26 protein-coding genes are annotated in these 20,354 nt (G+C 69.2%); 12 read left to right on the forward strand and 14 right to left on the reverse strand.

Going from position 1 to position 20,354, the window contains the following annotated elements:
- The gene (locus ACFVH2_RS04165; protein ID WP_378422536.1) at positions 1–780 is read left to right on the forward strand and encodes an SOS response-associated peptidase; all 780 of its coding nucleotides are present in this window, start codon (positions 1–3) and stop codon (positions 778–780) included.
- Here the strand turns inward: ACFVH2_RS04165 and ACFVH2_RS04170 are convergent.
- Both ACFVH2_RS04170 and ybaK read right to left on the reverse strand, forming a co-directional pair.
- Complete coding sequence (locus ACFVH2_RS04170) at positions 767–1,759, reverse strand: LLM class flavin-dependent oxidoreductase (protein WP_378422538.1); 993 nt, start codon at positions 1,757–1,759, stop codon at positions 767–769. The genes ACFVH2_RS04165 and ACFVH2_RS04170 overlap by 14 nt on opposite strands.
- Positions 1,760–1,868: 109 nt before the next feature.
- Positions 1,869–2,363, reverse strand: coding sequence for a Cys-tRNA(Pro) deacylase (gene ybaK / locus ACFVH2_RS04175; protein ID WP_378422540.1), 495 nt, complete (start codon positions 2,361–2,363; stop codon positions 1,869–1,871).
- Positions 2,364–2,536: 173 nt separating this feature from the next.
- Between ybaK and ACFVH2_RS04180 the strand changes: the two genes are divergently transcribed.
- Both ACFVH2_RS04180 and rsrA read left to right on the forward strand, forming a co-directional pair.
- Positions 2,537–3,193: a sigma-70 family RNA polymerase sigma factor gene (locus ACFVH2_RS04180; RefSeq protein WP_378422668.1), complete on the forward strand. Its 657-nt coding sequence runs from the start codon at positions 2,537–2,539 to the stop codon at positions 3,191–3,193.
- Positions 3,190–3,471, forward strand: coding sequence for a mycothiol system anti-sigma-R factor (rsrA, locus tag ACFVH2_RS04185; RefSeq protein WP_378422542.1), 282 nt, complete (start codon positions 3,190–3,192; stop codon positions 3,469–3,471). The genes ACFVH2_RS04180 and rsrA overlap by 4 nt, the downstream gene beginning before the upstream one ends.
- Before the next feature lie 185 nt (positions 3,472–3,656).
- On the opposite strand, the gene ACFVH2_RS04190 is transcribed toward rsrA, so the two are convergent.
- Positions 3,657–4,346 (reverse strand): hypothetical protein, encoded by a 690-nt coding sequence (locus ACFVH2_RS04190; protein ID WP_378422544.1) that lies wholly within the window; start codon positions 4,344–4,346, stop codon positions 3,657–3,659.
- A 214-nt stretch (positions 4,347–4,560) separates the two neighbouring features.
- On the opposite strand from ACFVH2_RS04190, the gene ACFVH2_RS04195 reads away from it, so the two are divergent.
- A complete protein-coding gene (locus tag ACFVH2_RS04195) occupies positions 4,561–4,707 on the forward strand; it encodes a hypothetical protein (protein ID WP_378422678.1) in 147 nt (48 codons plus the stop codon).
- Positions 4,708–5,188: 481 nt separating this feature from the next.
- Here ACFVH2_RS04195 and ACFVH2_RS04200 read toward each other — a convergent pair whose 3' ends face one another.
- The 3 genes from ACFVH2_RS04200 to ACFVH2_RS04210 form a co-directional block, all read right to left on the reverse strand.
- Positions 5,189–5,428 carry a hypothetical protein gene (locus tag ACFVH2_RS04200; protein ID WP_378422545.1) on the reverse strand — a complete coding sequence of 80 codons (240 nt, stop codon included), beginning with the start codon at positions 5,426–5,428 and terminating at the stop codon, positions 5,189–5,191.
- A 110-nt stretch (positions 5,429–5,538) separates the two neighbouring features.
- Positions 5,539–6,282 carry a hypothetical protein gene (locus ACFVH2_RS04205; RefSeq protein WP_378422547.1) on the reverse strand — a complete coding sequence of 248 codons (744 nt, stop codon included), beginning with the start codon at positions 6,280–6,282 and terminating at the stop codon, positions 5,539–5,541.
- Between the two features lie 215 nt (positions 6,283–6,497).
- On the reverse strand, positions 6,498–6,572 hold the full coding sequence (locus tag ACFVH2_RS04210; protein WP_115967926.1) for a 50S ribosomal protein bL37: 75 nt from the start codon (positions 6,570–6,572) through the stop codon (positions 6,498–6,500).
- A 94-nt stretch (positions 6,573–6,666) separates the two neighbouring features.
- Between ACFVH2_RS04210 and ACFVH2_RS04215 the strand changes: the two genes are divergently transcribed.
- Positions 6,667–6,882 (forward strand): biotin/lipoyl-binding carrier protein, encoded by a 216-nt coding sequence (locus tag ACFVH2_RS04215; protein WP_378422549.1) that lies wholly within the window; start codon positions 6,667–6,669, stop codon positions 6,880–6,882.
- 17 nt (positions 6,883–6,899) lie between these two features.
- Positions 6,900–8,411, forward strand: a complete 1,512-nt coding sequence (locus ACFVH2_RS04220; protein ID WP_378422551.1) for a sensor histidine kinase — start codon at positions 6,900–6,902, stop codon at positions 8,409–8,411.
- Positions 8,412–8,478: 67 nt separating this feature from the next.
- Here ACFVH2_RS04220 and ACFVH2_RS04225 read toward each other — a convergent pair whose 3' ends face one another.
- Together ACFVH2_RS04225 and ACFVH2_RS04230 are read right to left on the reverse strand one after the other, a co-directional pair.
- Positions 8,479–8,733, reverse strand: a complete 255-nt coding sequence (locus ACFVH2_RS04225) for a WhiB family transcriptional regulator (RefSeq protein ID WP_007537924.1) — start codon at positions 8,731–8,733, stop codon at positions 8,479–8,481.
- A gap of 259 nt (positions 8,734–8,992) precedes the next feature.
- Positions 8,993–9,949: a diacylglycerol/lipid kinase family protein gene (locus ACFVH2_RS04230; RefSeq protein WP_378422552.1), complete on the reverse strand. Its 957-nt coding sequence runs from the start codon at positions 9,947–9,949 to the stop codon at positions 8,993–8,995.
- 45 nt (positions 9,950–9,994) lie between these two features.
- Between ACFVH2_RS04230 and ACFVH2_RS04235 the strand changes: the two genes are divergently transcribed.
- The gene (locus ACFVH2_RS04235; RefSeq protein ID WP_378422554.1) at positions 9,995–10,414 is read left to right on the forward strand and encodes a hypothetical protein; all 420 of its coding nucleotides are present in this window, start codon (positions 9,995–9,997) and stop codon (positions 10,412–10,414) included.
- Here ACFVH2_RS04235 and ACFVH2_RS04240 read toward each other — a convergent pair.
- Positions 10,411–10,884 carry a GNAT family N-acetyltransferase gene (locus tag ACFVH2_RS04240; RefSeq protein ID WP_378422556.1) on the reverse strand — a complete coding sequence of 158 codons (474 nt, stop codon included), beginning with the start codon at positions 10,882–10,884 and terminating at the stop codon, positions 10,411–10,413. The genes ACFVH2_RS04235 and ACFVH2_RS04240 overlap by 4 nt on opposite strands.
- Positions 10,881–11,495: an acid phosphatase gene (locus ACFVH2_RS04245; protein ID WP_378422557.1), complete on the reverse strand. Its 615-nt coding sequence runs from the start codon at positions 11,493–11,495 to the stop codon at positions 10,881–10,883. Before ACFVH2_RS04245 ends, ACFVH2_RS04240 begins: the two co-directional genes overlap by 4 nt.
- A 71-nt stretch (positions 11,496–11,566) precedes the next feature.
- On the opposite strand from ACFVH2_RS04245, the gene ACFVH2_RS04250 reads away from it, so the two are divergent.
- Entirely contained in the window at positions 11,567–12,358 is a 792-nt protein-coding gene (locus ACFVH2_RS04250; RefSeq protein WP_378422559.1) for a ParA family protein, read from the forward strand.
- 12 nt (positions 12,359–12,370) lie between these two features.
- Here ACFVH2_RS04250 and ACFVH2_RS04255 read toward each other — a convergent pair whose 3' ends face one another.
- Positions 12,371–13,603: a hypothetical protein gene (locus ACFVH2_RS04255; protein ID WP_378422561.1), complete on the reverse strand. Its 1,233-nt coding sequence runs from the start codon at positions 13,601–13,603 to the stop codon at positions 12,371–12,373.
- Between the two features lie 8 nt (positions 13,604–13,611).
- Positions 13,612–15,210, reverse strand: coding sequence for a DEAD/DEAH box helicase (locus tag ACFVH2_RS04260; RefSeq protein WP_378422563.1), 1,599 nt, complete (start codon positions 15,208–15,210; stop codon positions 13,612–13,614).
- Positions 15,211–15,507: 297 nt separating this feature from the next.
- Here ACFVH2_RS04260 and ACFVH2_RS04265 point away from each other — a divergent pair, with 297 nt between their 5' ends.
- Positions 15,508–16,188 (forward strand): ferritin-like fold-containing protein, encoded by a 681-nt coding sequence (locus tag ACFVH2_RS04265; protein WP_378422565.1) that lies wholly within the window; start codon positions 15,508–15,510, stop codon positions 16,186–16,188.
- Between the two features lie 103 nt (positions 16,189–16,291).
- A complete protein-coding gene (locus ACFVH2_RS04270; RefSeq protein ID WP_378422567.1) occupies positions 16,292–16,519 on the forward strand; it encodes a DUF3107 domain-containing protein in 228 nt (75 codons plus the stop codon).
- Positions 16,520–16,580: 61 nt separating this feature from the next.
- Here the strand turns inward: ACFVH2_RS04270 and ACFVH2_RS04275 are convergent, their stop codons facing one another.
- Positions 16,581–17,243 (reverse strand): TetR/AcrR family transcriptional regulator, encoded by a 663-nt coding sequence (locus ACFVH2_RS04275; protein ID WP_378422569.1) that lies wholly within the window; start codon positions 17,241–17,243, stop codon positions 16,581–16,583.
- Between the two features lie 383 nt (positions 17,244–17,626).
- Between ACFVH2_RS04275 and ACFVH2_RS04280 the strand changes: the two genes are divergently transcribed.
- On the forward strand, positions 17,627–18,592 hold the full coding sequence (locus ACFVH2_RS04280) for a DUF3152 domain-containing protein (RefSeq protein WP_378422570.1): 966 nt from the start codon (positions 17,627–17,629) through the stop codon (positions 18,590–18,592).
- A gap of 15 nt (positions 18,593–18,607) precedes the next feature.
- On the opposite strand, the gene ACFVH2_RS04285 is transcribed toward ACFVH2_RS04280, so the two are convergent.
- Complete coding sequence (locus ACFVH2_RS04285; protein ID WP_378422571.1) at positions 18,608–19,042, reverse strand: acyl-CoA thioesterase; 435 nt, start codon at positions 19,040–19,042, stop codon at positions 18,608–18,610.
- 63 nt (positions 19,043–19,105) lie between these two features.
- Between ACFVH2_RS04285 and moeZ the strand changes: the two genes are divergently transcribed.
- Positions 19,106–20,302: an adenylyltransferase/sulfurtransferase MoeZ gene (gene moeZ, locus ACFVH2_RS04290; protein ID WP_378422573.1), complete on the forward strand. Its 1,197-nt coding sequence runs from the start codon at positions 19,106–19,108 to the stop codon at positions 20,300–20,302.
- The last annotated feature ends 52 nt before the right edge of the window (positions 20,303–20,354 follow it).

Here is a 20,354-nt window from a genome sequence, read left to right on the forward strand (position 1 = left end):
ATGTGCGGCAGATATGCGACCACGGTGGACCCGGCCCTGCTGGCGGTCGAACTGGACGCGGTCGACGAGACCGGGTCCGATTCACGCGAGCCGACCGAGAACTACAACGTCGCACCGACCGACCCGGTGCTGACAGTGGTCAGCAGGCATTCGCGCGAGCATCCCGACGACGCGCCCGCGCGCCGGATTCGTCGGATGCGCTGGGGCCTGGTGCCGCCGTGGACCAAATCGGGGACACCGGGCGTGCCGGCCAAGGGCGCGCCGCTGTTCAACGCCCGCGCGGACACCGCCGCGACCAAGCCGGCGTTCCGCACGGCGCTGAAGACCAAACGGTGCCTGGTCCCGATGGACGGCTGGTACGAGTGGCTGACCGAGCCCGCCGGGTCGGGGAAGGCGGCGAAGGTCCCCTACTTCATGACCCCGGCCGACGGCTCCCGGCTGTACATGGCGGGGCTGTGGTCGGTGTGGCATGACCGGGACGCCGACGCCGCGCCGCTGCTCAGCGCCACGATCCTCACCACGGACTCCGTAGGCGAGCTGCAGGCGATCCACGACCGGATGCCGCTGATCCTCCCGACCGAGCACTGGGACCGATGGCTCGACCCGGACGCGGACGCACCGACCGAACTGCTCGGCGAGGTGGCCGCGGAGGTGGCCGGGGGAATCGAGATCCGGCGGGTGTCGGACCGGGTGAACAGCGTCCGCAACGACGGCCCGGACCTGATCGCGCCGGCGGGCCCCGCGGGGTCGGCGGTGGGCGAGCAGATCAGCCTGCTGTGACCAGCCCGCTGACCTGGGCGAGGAGCTCGAGCGAGCGCAACCAGGCGGTCCGGTCGGTAGCCGAGGAGACGACCATCAGCTCGTCCGCGCCGGTCTGCTCGGCGAACCGGTCCAGATAGTCGCGCACGACGGCGGGGGTGCCGACGGCCGAGTACCGGACCATCTGCAGCACCTGCTGGCCCGCGGGGGACTCGAGGATGAGGTCCGCCTCGTCCGGGGTGAAGGTGCGGCCGCGGCCGACGAACAACCCGACCCGCTTGCGCTTGGCGTCGAGGAACAGCCGGTCGGCCTCCTCCTGGGTGTCCGCGGCGATGACGTTCGCGGCCGCGATCACGTACGGCTCCGACAGCTGTGCCGACGGCCGGAACTCGCGGCGGTAGATCGCGATCGCGTCGTGCAGGGCGTTGGGCGCGAAATGCGAGGCGAACGCGTACGGCAGACCCAGCATCGCGGCAAGCTTCGCGCCGAACAGCGAGGAGCCGAGAATGTACAGCGGCACGTCGGTGCCCTTGCCCGGCGTCGCCTCGATGCCAGGGACACGGGACGGTCCGGTGAGGTAGCCCTGCAGTTCCAGCACGTCCTGCGGGAAGGACTCCGCTGAGCTGGGGTCGCGGCGCAACGCCCGCATCGTCTGCTGGTCGCTGCCCGGCGCGCGCCCGAGACCGAGGTCGATCCGGCCGGGGTGCAGCTCGGCGAGGGTGCCGAACTGCTCGGCGATGGTCAGGGGCGCGTGATTGGGCAGCATGATGCCGCCCGCGCCCAGTCGGATTCGCTCGGTGTGCGCGGCGACGTGCGCGATGAGCACGCTGGTGGCCGACGAGGCGATGGACGGCATGTTGTGGTGCTCGGCGTACCAGATGCGGTCGTAGCCCCACCGTTCGGCGGACTGCGCCATGTGCACGCTGGACCGGAAGCTGTCGGCGGCCGTTTCCCCGTCTCCGATGTGGGCCAGGTCGAGGATCGAGAGTGGAACGGTCACGGTGGTAGCGCCTTCTGTTCGATGACAACGGTCGTTCGTGGTGACAAGTCGTTGTGTGGTGCAACAGTCCCTGACCGGAGAGTAATTCCCCGTGCACGGACTTTCGGGCTCAGCCCGCGGTGATGGGCGCGAGCACCGCGCCGGTCAGCCGGACCAGGTCGGCGGGATCCATGTCGATCTCGAGGCCGCGGCGGCCCGCGCTGCAGAGCACCCGGTCCCACTTCGCCGCGGACGAGTCGATCACGGTCGGGAGCTTCTTGCGCTGGCCGAGCGGGGAGATGCCGCCGAGGACGTAGCCGGTGGACCGCTGCGCCTCCGCCTGGTCGGCCATCACCGCCTTGCCCGCCCCCAGTGCCGCGGCGGCGGCCTTGAGGGAGAGCTTGTCCGGGACGGGCAGCACCGCGACCGCCAGCTTGCCGTCGGCGGTCTTGATCACCAGGGTCTTGAAGATCTGCGCGGCCTCCAGGCCGAGGTCGGCGGCCAGCGCGTCCACTGCCTCGGTGCCGTACGAGGCGCTCGCGGGGTCGTGCTCGTAGCTGTGTACGCGGTGCGCGACCTTGCCCTTGACGAGTGCCTGCGTTGCCGGGGTTGCGGAGCCTGCCATGGCGACGACTCTAGTTTCGCGGGAACACACCGCGCCGACCCGGCGTTGCACCGAGCACGTTGATCCGTCCCGAGAGGAGTCCGTAGGTGTCGGTGCAGTGCCTCGAGCGCCCCGCTGACCGCATCCCCGTCGAACGGGTGGCGGTAGCCTTGATCCCTACGGCGACTGAAGGGATCAGCGTGCCTAACGACCGGCGTGAGCCAGAAGACCAGCAGCCAGCGGAGTCGGCGGCCGAGCTGACCGCGCGGTTCGAGCGCGATGCGCTGCCGCTGTTGGACCAGCTGTACGGCGCAGCTCTGCGCATGACGCGCAACCCCGCGGACGCGGAGGACCTGGTCCAGGAGACCTACATCAAGGCCTACTCGGCGTTCCGCTCCTTCAAGGAGGGCACCAATCTCAAGGCCTGGCTGTACCGGATCCTGACCAACACCTACATCAACTCGTACCGCAAGAAGCAGCGTCAGCCGGCGCAGTACCCGACCGACGAGATCACCGACTGGCAGCTCGCGGCGACGGCCGAGCACACCTCGCAGGGTTTGCGGTCGGCCGAGGTCGAGGCTCTCGATGCGCTGCCCGACGACGACATCAAGGCCGCGCTGCAGGAGTTGCCGGAGGAGTTCCGGATGGCGGTGTACTACGCCGACGTCGAGGGATTCCCGTACAAGGAGATCGCCGAGATCATGGGCACCCCGATCGGCACCGTGATGTCGCGGCTGCACCGCGGTCGCAAGCAACTGCGGGGACTGCTCGCCGACGTGGCCCGCGAACGAGGATTCAACCGAGGAGCCGCCACCGCGGCCACCGGCCAGGAGCAGGAGGCGTCCCGGTGAGCGAGCAGAACGAATTCGAGCGACTCGACTGCTCCGCCGTGATCGCCGACGTGTGGCTGATGCTCGACAACGAGTGCGACGACCGCACCCGGGCGCGGCTGCAGCAGCACATGGAGGACTGCGGCTCCTGCTTCGAGGCGTACGGAATCGAGGCGAAGGTCAAGTCGCTGCTCGCACGCAAGTGCGGCGGCGAGCACGCCCCGGACAGCCTGCGGCAGCGGCTGCGCATCCAGTTGACGCAGACCACGATCGTCAGTCGTATCGACCCGGGGCTGTAGCCCCGAACGCCATGGGCCGGGACACGAACAGTGTCCCGGCCCATGGCGTTTGCCCTGTACCGGGAGTCGTGGCCGCCCGGTGTCCAGTTGCTGGAACCTGCGACACAGGGCCGGACACCCGAAGGTGTCCGGCCCTGTGGCTGTCTTTCGCTTGGGGGCGAAACGTTCTCATGAGAACGGGCGGGTCAGCTCCCGAACAATGCGGAGCCGAGCACCATGTCGACCGAACCGGCAGGGCTGCCGGGGATGAGGCAGGAGGCGGCGCAGGTCACGGTGACACCCGTCGGGCGCCAATCGAGGGGCGCGAGGCCGTCGACTCGGACCGTCAGCGAGGCATCGATATTCGATGGGGATGCGTGGCCCTCCCAGTCGCAACCCACGGCGGGTCCACCGAACGCGGTCCTGAATTCACGGACGGTGTCGTACGCGACGGTTGTTCCCGCTGCAGGATCGACGGTCCACGACCCGACCGCCGCGTACTCGTGGCCACGGACATATGGCATTGATTCGGACACCCGCTCACCCGAATCGTTTGTGTACGTCACGGTTCCGGACTTTGCCGTCGTCCACGTGTTGAAGCAGCCCACCCTGTCCGAGATGAATTCCTCGATCCCGGTGACCTGGCGTGCCGGGCCGTCGGCTGCGGAGATGGTTGTGCGGTAGTGGATTTCGTCACCCTCCAATCCGATGTTGCTACCGATGATTTCGTGGGTGACGGTGAGATTGTCGTGGGTCGTGGTGGCGCGCTTCGTGGTCGCGGACCCGGTGTCGGCGGACTGGGCGGTGGCGATGCCGGTGACGCCGGCGGCGAGCAGTGCGGTGGCCGCGGTGGTGACGGCGAGGCGGGCGAGGGTGCGTCGGCGGGTGTGGGGCACTGGTTCTCCTGGGTGAGTGGTCGTCCGTGGACTGTCGGGAGCCGGGTGCCGGCGACACGGAAACATACCGATTGGTCCCCCCCGACCCTGGCGTGGAACGATAGCCCGTTTGCGATTGTCGGGCGGGCGAATTGACGGATTCGCCGTGGCCCAGGTGAGGGGGTCGAGGCCGTCTGCAGGGGGCCTCTGGCCGCATTCCATCGAGTTCGAACAGTTGGACTGCTCTGCGGTGATCGCGGACGTCTGGTCGCTGCTCGCCCGCAAGTTCGGAGGCGAGCACGCCCCCGACAGCCTGCGGCACCGGCTGCGGATCCAGCTCGGTCAGACCACCATCGTCACCCGGGTCGATCCGGCGCAGTAGGCGCACCGGTGGAACAACGAATCGAGCCACCCCGAAGACGTCGGGGCTGTCGCGCCGGTCGGGTGCCAGTCGGGGGTGCAGAGGCCGCTGATGTCGATGCTCAGCGCGGTGTCGAGGTCCACCGAGTCCACGGACGGACACGGAGCCCCGCAATCAATTCCCTCCATTGTGCCCGTGTTCGGATCGACCCAGTGGTACGTGCTCTCGTAGACCACGGTGGCGCCCGTGGCGGCATCGACGGTCCACGAACCGGTCGCGGCCACGCTCTTGGTGGTGCGGTGGGTGAAAGTGTCGCCGGGGAAGTCCGACGTTCGTGTCGACGATCTCGCGGGTGACGGAGACGTTGTCGTACACCTTCGTCGCAGTCCGTGACACACGTGTGGACGGTGTGCGGACGGAGAACCGAGCCGATTTGGACGTCTAGCTCGGCAACTGCGACGAGGGCCGCCAGGAAGTGTCCCGGGCGGCCCTCGTCTGGCATCTAGCTCCCGTGGCTGTGCAGGTCGAACAAGGTGCCGATGAGCATGTTGTAGATGTTGACTCCAACGGATCCGGATGGCGCTGGCGAGCAGCCGGGCAACCCCGCAGGGCCGCACACGTCCGTGGCGGGCAGCGCTGCCGCAGCGGTGCCGGTTCCTGCGACGATGCCGCCGGTGAGCAGTGCGGTGGCCGCGAGGACCGACGCGAGGCGTCGGACCGCGGGACGGGTCAAGGAGGGCATGGGTCTCCGTTCCAGAGTGAAGGTGAAATGTGCGGTGGGGCTGTACGATCGCGAAAACTGTTGTGCGTAAGTGTTGTTCGTGGGAGTTGGGGCGCGTTCCTATGGCGCGGTCAGCTTCCTGGCAGAAGGATTGTGAGCGGGTAGGTCAGGAGGGCGAGCGGCATCGACTGGCAGTCGAGGGTGCAGGTCGCCGTCACCCCCGTCGGATACCAGTTCAGGGTGTCGAGGCCGGCGACGCTGATGCGGAGACCGATAGTGAGGTTTACCGAACCCGCGCTCGCCGGCTTTGCGGTGTCGGCCACGCGGCAACCCACCGCGGGCCCGAGCCGAGGATCGTTGTAGGTGTACACGCTGTCGTAGACGACGGTGGTTCCCGAGGCGGGGTCGACCGTCCATGATCCCCGTGCGGGGTAGTTGGGGGGCACCGTGTCGGTAGTGCGTGCGCCCGCCGCGCCGGTGTACGTCACGGTGCTGGACTGCCGATTCAGTGAGGGGTCGACGCACGAGTACCACTCGGGGTACTCGCTGATCTCGGTGACCTGCCGTGCGGGGCCCTCGACCGCCGAGATGGTGGTGCGGTAGTGGACGGTCTCGCCGGCAAACCCGAGGTTGGGTCCGATGATTTCGTGCCTGACGGTGAGGTTGCCGTGCGTCGTGGTCGCGCTCGTTGCGGTCGGGTCGTGGGCGGCGGGTCCGGCGGATCCGGTGGCCGCGTCGACTGCGTCGGCGGACCCGATCGCGCCGGCGACGCCAGTGAGACCAACGACCATCAGCGCGGCGACTGTGGCCGTGGTGGCGGCGCGAGCGAGGGTGCGACGTGTCCTGGCGAATCGGCGCAACGGTGTGTCGGTCATGGATCTCCAGTCGAGGTGTGGTGGAAACATGCCGAATGGTCTCCTCCGGGGTCGCGGGCTGAAGGCTATCCCGCAGTGCCAGATTTGCGAGGAAAATTCCGAAAAGTGTTGCGTATAACGTTCATTCGGGGAATGTGCACCCTGCCCTCCCCGAGACGCAACGAGGGCCGGGACACAGTGTGTCCCGGCCCTCGTGAGGCTTCGCCTACGGCGCGTCAGCTGTTTGGACGCTTGCCGTGGTTGGCCTTGTTGCCCTTACGGCTGCGCTTCTTGCGACCACGCTTACCCATGGTTGTCTCCTTCCCTCAGATCTCGCTCGGGGACATTCTTCCACGTGTGGTTGGCTGTACTTCCATTGGCAGGTCAACACAAGCGAGGTGCTCGATGGCAGAAGACGTGCGTGCCGAGATGGTTTCCACCGTTTTCCAGGTGATTGTCGCCGAGGGCGACGAGGTCGAGGAGGGTGACACCCTGGTCATCCTGGAGTCGATGAAGATGGAGATTCCGGTCCTGGCCGAGGTGCCCGGCACGGTGACCTCGGTCGGCGTCACCGTCGGGGACGTCATCCAGCAGGGCGACCTGATCGCCGTCATCTCCTGACTCGCCGACGCTGACCGATGTCCACACTGAGCGACCTGCTCGCCGAGTACACCGACCTGCCCGGTGACGCCGTCGACCACCTGCAGCGGGTGGTCGGGGAGTGGCAGTTGCTCGCGGACCTGTCGTTCGCGGACGTGCTGCTGTGGGTGAGCGCGGACGTCGGCAGGCTCGACATCGGTGGCCCCGGCGACCTGGTTTGTGTCGCCCAGTGTCGGCCGACCACGGCGCCGACCGCCTTCGCCGAGGACGCGGTCGGCTGGGTCGCCTCGGATGTCCAGCACCCGCACGTGCGCCAGGCCATGGCCGAATGGCGGATCGTGCGGGTGCCCGACGAACGGCCCGTCGACGGGACCCCGGTGCGGCGCGAGGCGATCCCGGTCCGATGCAACGGCGAGGTGATCGCGGTGCTCAGCCGGGACACCAACCCCACCCAGAAGCGCCAGTCCAGCCCGCTCGAGGTGGCCTATCTGGGCTGCGCGGGCGAGCTCTGCCAGATGATCAGCGAGGGGACCTTCCCCACGCCGGAGGAGCACAGCGAGATCCTCTCCAGCCCCCGCGCGGGTGACGGATTCATCCGGCTCGACTCGGACGGCACGGTCGTCTACGCCAGCCCCAACGCGCTGTCGGCCTATCACCGGATGGGGCTGACCACGACGACCCTCAAGGGCCGCGACCTCGCCTCGGTGACCCGGACGCTCGTGACCGACCCGTTCGACGCGCAGGACGTCGCCAACGACATCCGCAGCGCGCTTGCCGGCAAGGCGGGCAAGCGGATGGAGGTCGAGGCGCGTGGCGCGATCGTGCTGGTGCGCACCCTGGTCTTGCGGCCGGGCGGCCAGCCCTCCGGTGCGGTGGTCCTCATCCGGGACGTCACCGAGGTCAAGCGCAGGGACCGCGCGCTGCTCAGCAAGGACGCGACCATCCGGGAGATCCACCACCGGGTGAAGAACAACCTGCAGACCGTGGCCGCACTGCTGCGACTGCAGGCGCGGCGCACCGGCAACGACGAGGCTCGGCAGGCGCTGAGCGAATCGGTGCGGCGGGTCACGTCCATCGCGCTGGTGCACGACATCCTGTCGATGTCCGTCGACGAGGAGGTCAACCTCGACGAGGTGGTCGATCGGCTGGTGCCGATCATGGCCGACGTCGCGGTGGTCAACAGCGCCGTGCAGATCCGGCGCGAGGGCAGTCTCGGGGTGTTCCCCGCGGAGCGCGCGACCCCGCTGGTGATGGTGCTCACCGAACTGGTGCAGAACGCCATCGAGCACGCCTTCGAGCCGGGGGCGCCCGGCACGGTGACCCTGCAGGCGCGGCGGTCGGCCCGCTGGCTGGACGTGGTCATCCACGACGACGGAAGCGGACTGCCGCCCGGATTCAGCCTGGAACGGTCGGACCGGTTGGGTCTGCAGATCGTCCGGACGTTGGTGTCCGCGGAACTGGGCGGATCGCTTGGCCTGAACCCGGGACCCGACGGCGGCACCGACGCCGCGCTGCGGGTGCCCCTCGGCCGCCGCGCACCCCGACCCTGACCGTCCCCGCGGACGACAAAGGCCCGGCACCTGTGGGTGCCGGGCCCGTTCGTATGCTGGGCGGTGACTAGACCGCGCTGCGGGCGCGAGTGCGCGCGTTGCGACGCTTGAGCGCGCGACGCTCGTCCTCGCTCATGCCGCCCCACACGCCTGCGTCCTGGCCGGACTCGAGTGCCCAGGACAGGCAGTCGGCGGTGACGGGGCAACGGTTGCAGACCAGCTTGGCGTCCGCGATCTGCGCAATGGCCGGACCGCTGTTGCCCACGGGGAAGAACAACTCCGGGTCTTCGTCCCGACAGATTGCCTTGTGGCGCCAGTCCATCCTTCTGCTCCTTTACCGGGTGCGATTCGCACCGTCTCGTATCGCGTCATTCATGCGCGGTCAGTCGATTGTTTCCGCGCTGTTGCTTGTGAATGCTTTCACGAACGCGCAGGAAGTCAATAGAAATTGGCCCGTCCGTGGGGTAACTCACTCTCACGGTCACCCTGGTGTGGTCTGCGTTACTTTGTACCCCGCTCGCGGCTGTTTTGCACTAGGGGCGTAAGATTTCGTGCGAACTGTCTCCGCGGAACGCGGAGCGTCAGGCCCTGCTGGGGGCGATCACGGTCAGTGCGTGGGGCACGGACACGAACTCCACCTCGCTGCGCATGCCGATGTAGTCGCCGTCCATCTGCAGGGCGATCGGGACCCGCGAGCGGATTCGCACCTTCGGCACGTCGTCCACTCGAAAAAGCTTGCGCGACTTGGGTTGTGAGCCGGGGGTGAGCAGCTGGCGGACCACTCGCAGGCTCGGCGCGACGGCCGTCGTCCTCATCGCGAACACCCCGAGTCCATTGTCGAACGAGGTCTCCGGGTTGACCCGAACGGGCCGCTCGTCCAGATACGTCCACGGGCTCGAGTTGGACACGAAGGCGTAGTGCACCCCGTCGACCGGATCATGGCCGGGAACCTCGACCGTGAGCGCCGGTTCGAGGGACTTGTTGCGGAAGAAGGTGCGGATCGCTGTTCTCACATAGCGGGCGGGCGTCGCGGGATGACCGTTGCTGCGGCTCGCGTCGATGGCCTCGCACACCTGCGCGTCGAGCCCGAGGCCGGCGTTGAAGGTGAACCAGCGGCCGTCACAGTGACCCAGTCCCACGCTGCGACGCTCGCGCAGCGCCAACAGTTCGATCAACTGATTGGTCGCGACCACGGGATCCTGGCTGATGCCCAGGGACCGGGCGAACACGTTCGCCGAGCCACCCGGAACGACGGCGACGGGCGGGATCGGGCCGATGGTGACCGCGCGCATGGATCCGGGTTCTGGCGCGCCGAGCAGGCCGTTGACGATCTCGTTCACGGTGCCGTCCCCGCCGTGCACGATGATCAGTCCGACGCCCTCGAGCGCGGCGCGACGGGCGAGTTCGGCGGCGTGACCACGATGGGTGGTCTGCACCACTCGAACCTGCACCTGGCTCGACAGCGCGTGCGCGAGCAGGTCGCGCGCCGCGGGAGTGGTGGAGGTGGCATTGGGGTTGACGATCAGCAGCGCGCGCACGGGGCATCAGCCTAGCCGGGTCGCCCTGTTCTATAGGCTGGCGCCGTGTCCGAGCCTTCCACGTCGTCCGCCCCGCCCACCACAGTCCGAGTCGCGGGTGTGCTGGTCGCCCTCGAGGGCGCCGTCGCCGTCGGGTACGCGGTGTTCCTGGTGATCCGGGTCCTCCTGGGCTACGACCAGAGCGTGGCCAGCGGCTACGGCACCGCCGCCTGGCTGGTGATTCTCGGTGGCGCGGTGCTCGCGGCCGGCCTCGCGCTGTTCCTGGGTCGGCGCTGGGGGAGGACGATCGCCGTCGTCGCGCAGCTGCTGCTGCTGCCGTTCGTGTGGTCGCTGCTGACCGGCTCGCACCAACCCTTGCTCGGGGTCGCGTTCGGCGTGGTCGTCGTTCCCGCCCTCGTTTTGCTCTTCAGCACGCCGACGTCGCGGTGGATGGCGCAGGCGTACGACGACGTGTCCGAGGACTAGCCGGCGGCGGCCAGCTTCTCCAGCGCGTCGCCGGAGAGCCGGTACGTGGTCCACTCGTCCTGGGCCTTCGCGTCGAGCGATTCGTAGAACGCGATCGACGGCGCGTTCCAGTCGAGCACCGACCAGCTCAGTCGCGAGTATCCCTGTGAGGTGCACTCGCGGGCCAGCGTGGCGAGCAGTGCCGTCCCGTGGCCGCCGCCGCGGAACTCGGGCTTGACGTACAGGTCCTCGAGGTAGATCCCGTGCACGCCGTCCCAGGTGGAGAAGTTCCGGAACCACAATGCCGTCCCGACCACCACGCCGTCCTGGACGGCAACGTGTCCGAACACCGACGGGTGCTCGCCGAACAGCGCGGTCGTCAACTGCGACTCGGTGACCGTGCACTCGTGGCGCGCCTTCTCGTACTCGGCGAGCTCGTACACGAGGGCGGTGACCGCGGGGACGTCCTCGGGGGTGACCCGTCGGATCATGGGGTCTTCCTCTTTTCGTTCGGTGACTGCGACACGATGTTGAGCGAGACGATCTGATGGGTGCCGTGTTCGAAGCCGAGCACGGACAAGCTGCCGGGGGAGGCGGCGAACCGCCTGCCCTCGTGCACCGGCAGGCTCGCCCAGCGGGCGAGCAGGGACCGCGAGAAGTGGCCGTGCCCGACCAGGACCACGTCGCGCTCGTCCAGACACGAGGCACAGATCGCGAGCACCATGTCGGCGCGCGCCTGCACCGACTCCGCCTTCTCGCCGCGAGGGCAGGGATGGGTGAACACGGTCCAACCGGGAACGCTCTCGCGGATCTCGGGGGTGGTCAGCCCCTCGTAGTCGCCGTAGTCCCACTCGACCAGTGCGTCCCACGGCATCGCGTCGAGCCCTGCCAGCTCGGCCGTGCGGGCACCGCGCAGGAGGGGGCTGGTCAGCACCATCGGATCGCGCAGGTCGAGGGTGGCGATCCGCGCGCCGGCCGCCCGGGCCTGCCGTTCGCCGTTCGCGGTCAGCGGCACGTCGGTGTGGCTGGTGTGCCTGCCGGTACGAGCCCACTCGGTCTCGCCGTGCCGCAGGAGCACGATACGGGCGTCGGCGGTGGTCACCGTTCCATCATGGCAGGCGGTGGCGACGTCAACACTCGCCATGTCGGCCGAAGTAGGCAAAGATCACTGCCGTGACAACTGTGCTCGCTGTGGCGAATCAAAAGGGTGGGGTCGCCAAGACCACGACCGTGGCCTCGCTGGCGGCCGCGCTCGCCGGACTCGGCCGCAAGGTGCTGGTGGTGGACCTGGATCCGCAAGGCTGCCTGACGTTCTCGTTGGGCCACAATCCGGACCGGCTGGAGTCCTCGGTTCACGAGGTGCTGACCGGCCAGGTCTCGATGCGGGAGGTGATCCTCGAGACCGACGAGGGCATCTCGCTGGTCCCGGCGACCATCGACCTCGCGGGCGCCGAGGCGGTGCTGCTGATGCGGCCCGGTCGCGAGTTCAGTCTCAAGCGCGCGCTGGCCACGCTCGACAACGATTTCGACGTCGTGTTGATCGACTGCCCGCCGTCCCTCGGCGTGCTCACGCTCAACGGGCTCACCGCCGCGAACGCCGTGCTGGTGCCGCTGCAGTGCGAGACGCTCGCGCACCGCGGCGTCGGACAGTTGCTGCGCACCGTCGGCGAGGTTCAGCAGATCACCAACCCGGACCTGCGCCTGCTCGGCGCGCTGCCGACCCTCTACGACGCGCGCACCACGCACAGCCGGGACGTGCTCTCGGACGTCGCCGACCGGTACGACCTGCCGGTGCTCGCACCGGCGATCCCGCGCACGGTGCGGTTCGCCGAGGCGAGTGCCTCGGGCGCGACGGTGCTCGCGGGAAGGCGGAGCAAGGGTGGGCAGGCATACCGTGAGCTCGCGGAAAACCTGGTGGCGCACTGGGATTCGGGCGCAGACCTGAGGACCTTCAGCGCAGGCTAGCCTGGCTCGCGGTCAGTGCAGGGCGACCAGTTCGTCGCCGCGTTGCTCGAGCAGGATCGACCCAAGGGCGGCGCTGGTGATCGGCCGGCCGCCGAGTGCCGCGGGGGCCGGGCCGGGCCGGTCCACGGGGATCCGGCCGGTCTGGGCACCGGTGGTCGGGTCGACGACCGCGACCGCGCCGTCCACCGGAACCAGGAACTGGCCGGCCATCGTGGTGCCGGGCCCGAGCGCGCCCTCGACCGTCCAGCCGGGCGTGAAATCGGTTGCGCGGAGGCTGATCACACGCGACCCGGTCCACCACGCGAAGATCGACCCGGATCGCACCACCCGGGCGGTGGGGGAGACGTCGCCGTCGACCGGGAACTGGGTCACGAGCGATCCGGAGCCGTCGTAGACGGCGATCCGGGTGCTGCCGCCGACGCCGGCAGGCACGTACACCGCCGTGCGGTCACCGGAGACGGCGAGCACCGCCGCACCGGTGACGTCCTGCCCCGCGTCGTCGAGCAGGGTCGAGCCGTACTCCTCGGGCTTCGAATTGTCCTTGGGGGACGGGTTGAGGATGCTGATCCGGTCCGCGGACTCGCCGGGGCAACGCTCGAGGACGGCGAGCCGGCTGCTGCTGGACGCGGAGGAGAGCAGGGTGCAGCCGGAGCGGGGCTGGGCACCCGGATTCACCGGTGCGTCGACCCGGCCGAACTCGAGGGTGCGCACCAGGTCCGAGCGCCACACCTCGAGTCGGGTCGATCCGCGGGAGGTCAGGTAGGTGCCGTCCTCGGACAGCGTGACCGAGTCGTCGGCGTCGCTGTTGCGCTGCGCCTGACGTGCACCCGACGAACCGTCGAGCTGGGTGACCTGGCCGCATCCGAGGCGGTCGCGATAGACCGCCACGACGGTGTGCCAGGCACCGATCGCGCCGCACAGCGGCATGTCGCGCTGGTAGCGCCACAGTTCGGTGCCGGTGGCCGGGTCGCGCCCGAGCACGGTGCCGTCGTCCGCGGTCACGGCGGCGCCGCCCGCGACCAGCGGGACCGCGGTCTCCCGGCTCGAGGCACGCCATGCCTCGGACAGGGTTGCCGGGACGGACAGTGCCGACTCGGCGGGAGAGGCCGGGTGCTGCGCGGTGACCGAGACGGTGCCCCGCGCGTCGCTGCGCAGCCAGACGACGCCGGCAGCGACGAGCAGGCTCACCGCGATGGCGCAGGCGACGAGGACGTCGACGCGGGTGCGCCGCTCGGGTGCGACCATGCGGGCGGTTACTCCGCGGGTGCGGCGACGGCGGCCGACGCGCCTGCGGCGGCGGGCTTGCGACGGCGGCGACGGCGGCGCGCGGGCGCGGCCTCCGCGGACGGTGCGGTGGACTCCGCGGCCGACGCGTCGGCGCTCACGGTCCCGGCCGCGGGGGCCTCACCTGCGTGCCCACCGCGGGTGCGCTTGCGGGTGCGGGTCCGGCGCGGCCGCTCGGACTTGTCGGCATCGCCGGTCTCGACCGAGCGCTCGCCGGACGAAACCTCTTCGGCTCGTTGGGTTCTCGGCTTCCGGATGGTGCCCTTGGCGTCGGTCGGGATGTTCAGCTCGGCGAAGAGGTGGTCCGAGCTCGAGTAGGTCTCGACCGGCTCGGGGATACCGAGACCGAGGGCCTTGTCGATCAGCTGCCACCGCGGGATGTCGTCCCAGTCGACGAGGGTGATCGCGATACCGGTGCGGCCGGCGCGGCCGGTGCGGCCGATGCGGTGCACGTAGGTCTTCTCGTCCTCGGGGCACTGGTAGTTGATAACGTGGGTGACGTCGTCGATGTCGATGCCGCGGGCGGCGACGTCGGTCGCCACCAGGACGTCGACCTTGCCGGTGCGGAACGCCTTGAGCGCCTTCTCCCGGGCGATCTGACCGAGGTCGCCGTGCACGGCGCCGACCGTGAAGCCGCGCTCGTTCAACTCGTCCGCGACCTTCTGGGCCGTCCGCTTGGTGCGGGTGAAGATCATCGTCGCGCCGCGGCCGTCGGCCTGCAGCACCCGGGCGACCATCTCGGCCTTGTCGAGCGCGTGCGCACGGTAGATGTGCTGGCTGGTGCGGTCGTGCACCGCGGAGGACTCGGGTTCCTCGGCGCGGATGTGCGTCGGCTTGGTGAGGAAGGTGCGCGCGAGGGTGATGATCGGGCCCGGCATGGTGGCCGAGAACAGCATCGTCTGGCGCTTGTCGGGGACCATCCCGAGGATGCGCTCGATGTCGGGCAGGAAGCCCAGGTCGAGCATCTCGTCGGCCTCGTCGAGGACGAGCACGCCGACCTTGCCGAGGATCAGGTGACCCTGCTTGGCGAGGTCGAGCAGGCGACCGGGGGTACCGACCACGACGTCGACGCCCTTCTGCAGGGCCTCGATCTGCGTCTCGTACGGGCGGCCGCCGTAGATGGAGAGCACCTCGAGCTTGCGGTCGCCGGCCTTCAGGTACTTGCCGGCGTTGACCAGGTCCTCGGTCACCTGGATGCAGAGTTCGCGGGTCGGCACGATGATCAGCGCGCGCGGGGTCCCGTCGAGCGCGGTGGTGCCGGAGTCGGTGGTCGCGATCCGGTGCAGCAAGGGGACGCCGAAACCGAACGTCTTGCCCATGCCGGTGCGGGCCTGACCGATCAGGTCGTCGCCGGCCAGGGCCAGCGGCAGGGTCAGTTCCTGGATTGCGAAGGTGCGGTCGATGCCGATCTCCGCCAGGGCCCGGACGATCTCGTCGCGGACGCCGAGTTCGGCGAAGGTCGGTGCGGTGTGGGTCTCGTCGAGCTGGGCGGACAGTGTCGTCTCGCTCGCGTCGTCTTCATGGTCGATCGTGATCTTGCTCAGTGCTCTGGCCTTCCTCGTTGGCACGCGCGCACGAGCTGGGGCCAGGCCGGGTGTCGGCCGATGTCGGTGCCCTCGTCCGTGAGTCGCGCTTCCTGCTGCCCGGCGTGGAGATCGTGGTGATCTCGACGCGGCGCGGGAAGGGACCTCGAATCAGGTGCGCGCACATTATCTGCGGGGCGCCGCGCCAATATCGTGTACCCGTTTGCTCGGGTAACGGGCGGCTCCCCGCGTCAATGGTAGCTTGCGCGGCCGTGTTCGCAGGTAGGCGCATGGGAAATGTCACGTCGGCGTGCTGGCGACCGGGCGGTCTAGGCTAGCCGCATGGCAGCCAATTCCGCGGATTCCCTGACCCCTGTAATCGCCGCCGATCACCCCGGCGTTGGCGAACTGTTCGCCGTCCTGGCGTACGGCGAGATCTCGGCCTTCTACCGCCTCGCCGAGGATGCGCAGATGGCCCCCTCGCTGCCGGGGAAGGTCGCGCTGGCCAGCATGGCGGCCGCGGAGATGAGCCATTTCGAGACGCTCCACGCCGCACTGACCGACCGCGGTCAGGAGGTCTACGCCGCGATGGCGCCGTTCGTGCAGCCGCTCGACGACTACCACGCCTCCACCCGGCCCTCGACGTGGCTCGAGTCGCTGGTCAAGGCGCACGTGGGCGACGGCATTGCCGCCGACTTCTACCTGGAGATCGCGGACTCGCTCGACCCGTCGGTCGCGGCGGTGGTGCGCGAGGTCCTGGCCGAGACCGGGCACTCCGAGTTCGTGGTCCACGAGGTCAGCGCCGCCGTCGCGGCGAGCAAGAGGGACAAGGACCGGCTGATGCTGTGGGGCCGCCGACTGCTCGGCGAGGCGATCACCCAGGCGCAGTTCGTGATGGCTCAGCGTGAGGCGCTGACCGAAATCGTGATCACCGCCAGCGGTGACCTCAACGGCATTGCGGCGCTCTTCGACCGCATGCAGCAGCGGCACGCGGAGCGGATGGCGGTCCTCGGTCTCGTCTGAGTGGCTGTTCGCTCTCAGCACATCGTGGATGACGGCAGTGCGGTAGTCGGCTGCACTAGCCTTGGGCATCGGTAGTGACGGCACGAGATTTCGGAGGTTGGCCGTGGAGGTCAAGATCGGCGTTTCTGACAGCCCGCGCGAGCTGATCGTGAACAGCACGCAGACCCCGGAGGAGGTCGAGGCGCTCGTCGCCAGCGCATTCAGCGGAGATTCGGCCGGAGTCCTCGCCCTCACCGACGACAAGGGCCGCAAGTTCCTGATCCAGGCGGCGAAGGTCGCCTACGTCGAGATCGGGCCCTCGGACACCCGCAAGGTCGGCTTCGCGAGCTGACGGGTCGCAGACACGACAATGGGGCGCGGATCTCGATCCGCGCCCCATTGTCGTGTCCGGGTCAGGACTGCAGCGGCACGTGCGACAGACCGCCCCAGGCGAGCACGACGGTGGTGTCGACGGCCTCTTCCTTGGGGATCGGCCGGTTTGCCTGCAGCCAGTACCGCGCGGTGAACTGGCTGGTGCCGACGAGTCCGACGGCGAGGATGCGGGCCCGGTACGGGTCGAGGCCCGAATCGTGGGCGACGAGATCGAAGACGGCGTCGACACAGGCCTCGGTGGCCCGGTCGACGCGGGCGAGCACCTGCGGATCACCCATCAGGTCGGACTCGAACACCAACCGGTAGCCCTGGCTCTCGTTGTCGACGAAGTCGAAGAACGCCTGCACCGCCGCGCGCACACGCTGTCGGTTGTCGGTGGTCGAGCGCAGCGCCTGCCGCACCCCGGAGATCAGGCTGTCCACGTAGCTCTGCAGGACCGCGAGGTAGAGGTCGAGCTTGCCGGGGAAGTGCTGGTAGAGGACGGGCTTGCTCACGCCGGCGCACTCGGCGATCTCGTCCATTCCCGCCGAGTGGTAGCCGCGGCTGACGAAGACCTCACTGGCGGCCTGGAGCAGTTGCAGTCGACGTTCGTCCCGAGGCAGGCGGGTGCTGCGTTTGGTAGTCGCGCGCCCGGCCGGGGCTGCGGAACGATCGGACGAGGTCCGGTCAGCGAGTTCTGTCATCGTGCTCCCAATCTGCGTAACCACCATCGCGTGCCTCGTGCGGCGTGTGTGAGGGTGCTCACTGCACTGGGTGCACAAAGTAGTCGAACGATACCGGATGGTTCCCGGGTCGATCTGCGTAATGGCGCGGGCTGTGCGACCCAGTATTCCAGGTACCGCAATGGGCACCAGTGGCCAGCATCCCTTCACCCCCTCTGCGGTGACCACCGTCACGTTCTGGTAAAGGCGCAATCGGCGTGCCGGACGTCGGCGGCCCGGGACTGTGAGATTCTGGCTTGGTGACGGATCGAGGTGGACCGCGTCTGCGCGGCGAGAACCCCAGGGTTCCCGACGACCGCACGAGCTCCGGCGACACGTTTTCGGACGACCGCGAGCCTGGTCGCGTGGGTTCGCACCAGCCGTTGCGGGCCCAGTGGGATCCGATCGGTCGGGAGGTCGGCCGGCCCAGGAGCCCGCGCCCGGAACGCAGCGCGCGCAAGCAGAGCAAGCTCGGCAAGTTCGTCGCCATGTACGGCTGGCGCGCCTACGCGATCCCGATCCTGCTGGTGGTCACGGTGTTGGTCGTGGTGGACGCGGTGCGCGGGGACGGCGGCTCGGTCGATCAGAGCGCGACGGGCGACCCCGGATTCGGCACCCGGAGCACCGGCACCGACGGCACCGGCGTGATCGGCGCGCCGCCGAAGGCCGACGGCGCCTTCGCGGCGTCGCTGCCGTCCGGGGCGCTCCCCGACGGCGGTCCGTTCACCGCCACCGGTACGGGGAACTGGCGAGTGATTCCCGGTGCCACGCCGAAGACCGGACAGGGCACCGAGCAGGTCTTCACCTACACCGTCGAGGTCGAGGACGGCGTCGACACCGCGGGCTTCGGTGGCGACGAGTCCTTCGGGCGCATGGTCGACCAGACGCTCGCCAACCCGAAGAGCTGGACCAACGACCACCGGTTTGCGTTCCAGCGGGTCGACAGCGGCGACCCGACCTTCCGCATCTCGCTGACCTCGCAGATGACCACCCGGCAGGCGTGCGGATACGACATCCCGGTCGACAGTTCGTGCTACAACCCCGGCATCGACCGGGTGGTGCTCAACGAGGCGCGCTGGGTGCGCGGTGCGGTCGCGTTCCAAGGCGACATCGGGTCGTACCGGCAGTACCAGATCAACCATGAGGTCGGGCACGCCATCGGGTACCAGCAGCACCAACCGTGCGAGGTGGACGGCGGGCTGGCGCCGGTGATGATGCAGCAGTCCTTCGGCGTCTCGAACAACGACATCGCCCGGCTCGATCCCGAGGGCGTGGTCCCGATGGACGGCAAGACCTGCCGGTTCAATCCCTGGCCGTACCCGCGAGGCTGAGCGGCCCTCGGCCGGTCACGCCCGCACCCACGGCTCCAGGTGGGCGCGTTCCTGCGCGGTCAGCCGCCGCAGGCTCTGTGTGTACGGGTCCCCGAGGGCGAGCTGGGTGCTCGCCTCCACGGCGGGCTTCGAATCGGCGGGCGCGTCTGCCGCACGGACCTCGTAGCGGACCGTCAGGTCCACCGTGCGCACCCGTTCCAGCCACATCGTCACGGCCAGCGGCGCATCGGAGTGCGTCAACGGCGAGCGGTACCGGACCTCGAGATGCGCGACCACCGAACTCTGCAGCAGGGCCCCGGCGCCGGGGTCCACGTTGTGCAGCCAGTCGATCCGGGCCTCCTCGAGCAGGGTCACCATCCGCGCGTGGTTGATGTGCTTGAACGCGTCCATGTCCGACCACCGCACGGACACGACGGCTCGGTAGGCGGCGGGATCGGACGGGCTGTTCATCGGGGCTCCTGGGATCGGTGGACCGGCGCGCTAGACCGTAGCCGACCGGGGGACAATGGGGTGGTGTCGTCCAACTCGTCGCCTCGCACGTCCCTGCCGCCGCTGGTGGAACCCGCCGCCGCGCTGAGTCGGGAGGAAGTGGCGCGCTACAGCAGGCACCTGATCATTCCGGATGTCGGGACGGTCGGGCAGCGGCGCCTCAAGAACGCCCGAGTGCTCGTGATCGGGGCCGGGGGACTGGGTTCGCCCGCGTTGCTCTATCTCGCGGCCGCCGGGGTCGGCACCCTGGGCATCGTGGAGTTCGACGAGGTGGAGGAGTCGAATCTGCAGCGTCAGGTCATCCACGGCAGCTCGGACGTCGGCCGGCCGAAGGCGCACAGCGCCCGCGACTCGATCCGCGAGATCAACGACAACGTCGAGGTGCGGTTGCACGAGTTCCGGCTCGAACCCGACAACGCCGTCGAACTGTTCGCGCAGTACGACCTGATCCTCGACGGCACCGACAACTTCGCCACCCGCTACCTCGTCAACGACGCCGCGGTACTGGCGAGCAAGCCGTACGTGTGGGGCTCGATCTACCGCTTCGAGGGCCAGGCGTCCGTGTTCTGGGAGGCCGCCCCCGACGGCCGCGGGTTGAACTACCGCGACCTGTACCCGGAGGCCCCGCCGCCGGGGATGGTTCCCTCCTGCGCGGAGGGTGGGGTTCTCGGCGTGCTGTGTGCGTCGATCGGATCGATCATGGCGACCGAGGCGATCAAGCTGATCACCGGCATCGGCGAGTCGCTGCTCGGCCGGCTGATGATCTACGACGCGTTGCAGATGAGCTACCGGACGATCCGGCTGCGCCGCGACCCCGCCCGCCAACCGGTCACCGCGCTGATCGACTACGACGCATTCTGCGGTGTGGTCTCCGACGAGGGCGTCGCGGCCGCAGTCGGGTCGACGGTCACCGCGCCGGAGCTCGCGGACATGATCGGGGCGGGCAAGGAGATCGAGCTGATCGACGTCCGCGAGCCGGTGGAGTGGGACATCGTGCATCTGCCCGGGGCGGTCCTGATCCCCAAGGATCGGATCCTGTCCGGCGAGGCCCTGGCCGAGTTGCCGCAGGACCGGCCGATCGTGCTGCACTGCAAGACCGGGGTGCGGTCGGCGGAGGTGCTGGCCGCGCTCAAGCAGGCGGGATTCGCGGACGCGACCCACCTGCAGGGCGGAATCATCGCCTGGGCGCAGCAGGTCGACCGGACCCTCCCGGTCTACTGAGTGGCGGCGCGTCAGGCTCGGCGCGCCGGGTCACGGCGGTAGCGTTGGGGGC

Origin of the sequence: Rhodococcus sp. NPDC127527 (assembly GCF_042672245.1) — a bacterium.
Lineage (GTDB): Bacteria > Actinomycetota > Actinomycetes > Mycobacteriales > Mycobacteriaceae > Rhodococcus_G.

What these genes read in the sequence shown, in the direction of transcription:
- ACFVH2_RS04165 (WP_378422536.1), top strand. Translation starts at nt 1, where the DNA reads ATGTGCGGCAGATATGCGACCACGGTGGACCCGGCCCTGCTGGCGGTC.
- ybaK (WP_378422540.1), bottom strand. Translation starts at nt 2,363, where the DNA reads ATGGCAGGCTCCGCAACCCCGGCAACGCAGGCACTCGTCAAGGGCAAG.
- ACFVH2_RS04200 (WP_378422545.1), bottom strand. Translation starts at nt 5,428, where the DNA reads ATGCCCTCCTTGACCCGTCCCGCGGTCCGACGCCTCGCGTCGGTCCTC.
- ACFVH2_RS04205 (WP_378422547.1), bottom strand. Translation starts at nt 6,282, where the DNA reads ATGACCGACACACCGTTGCGCCGATTCGCCAGGACACGTCGCACCCTC.
- ACFVH2_RS04215 (WP_378422549.1), top strand. Translation starts at nt 6,667, where the DNA reads ATGGCAGAAGACGTGCGTGCCGAGATGGTTTCCACCGTTTTCCAGGTG.
- ACFVH2_RS04220 (WP_378422551.1), top strand. Translation starts at nt 6,900, where the DNA reads ATGTCCACACTGAGCGACCTGCTCGCCGAGTACACCGACCTGCCCGGT.
- ACFVH2_RS04225 (WP_007537924.1), bottom strand. Translation starts at nt 8,733, where the DNA reads ATGGACTGGCGCCACAAGGCAATCTGTCGGGACGAAGACCCGGAGTTG.
- ACFVH2_RS04240 (WP_378422556.1), bottom strand. Translation starts at nt 10,884, where the DNA reads ATGATCCGACGGGTCACCCCCGAGGACGTCCCCGCGGTCACCGCCCTC.
- ACFVH2_RS04255 (WP_378422561.1), bottom strand. Translation starts at nt 13,603, where the DNA reads ATGGTCGCACCCGAGCGGCGCACCCGCGTCGACGTCCTCGTCGCCTGC.
- ACFVH2_RS04265 (WP_378422565.1), top strand. Translation starts at nt 15,508, where the DNA reads ATGGCAGCCAATTCCGCGGATTCCCTGACCCCTGTAATCGCCGCCGAT.
- ACFVH2_RS04275 (WP_378422569.1), bottom strand. Translation starts at nt 17,243, where the DNA reads ATGACAGAACTCGCTGACCGGACCTCGTCCGATCGTTCCGCAGCCCCG.
- ACFVH2_RS04285 (WP_378422571.1), bottom strand. Translation starts at nt 19,042, where the DNA reads ATGAACAGCCCGTCCGATCCCGCCGCCTACCGAGCCGTCGTGTCCGTG.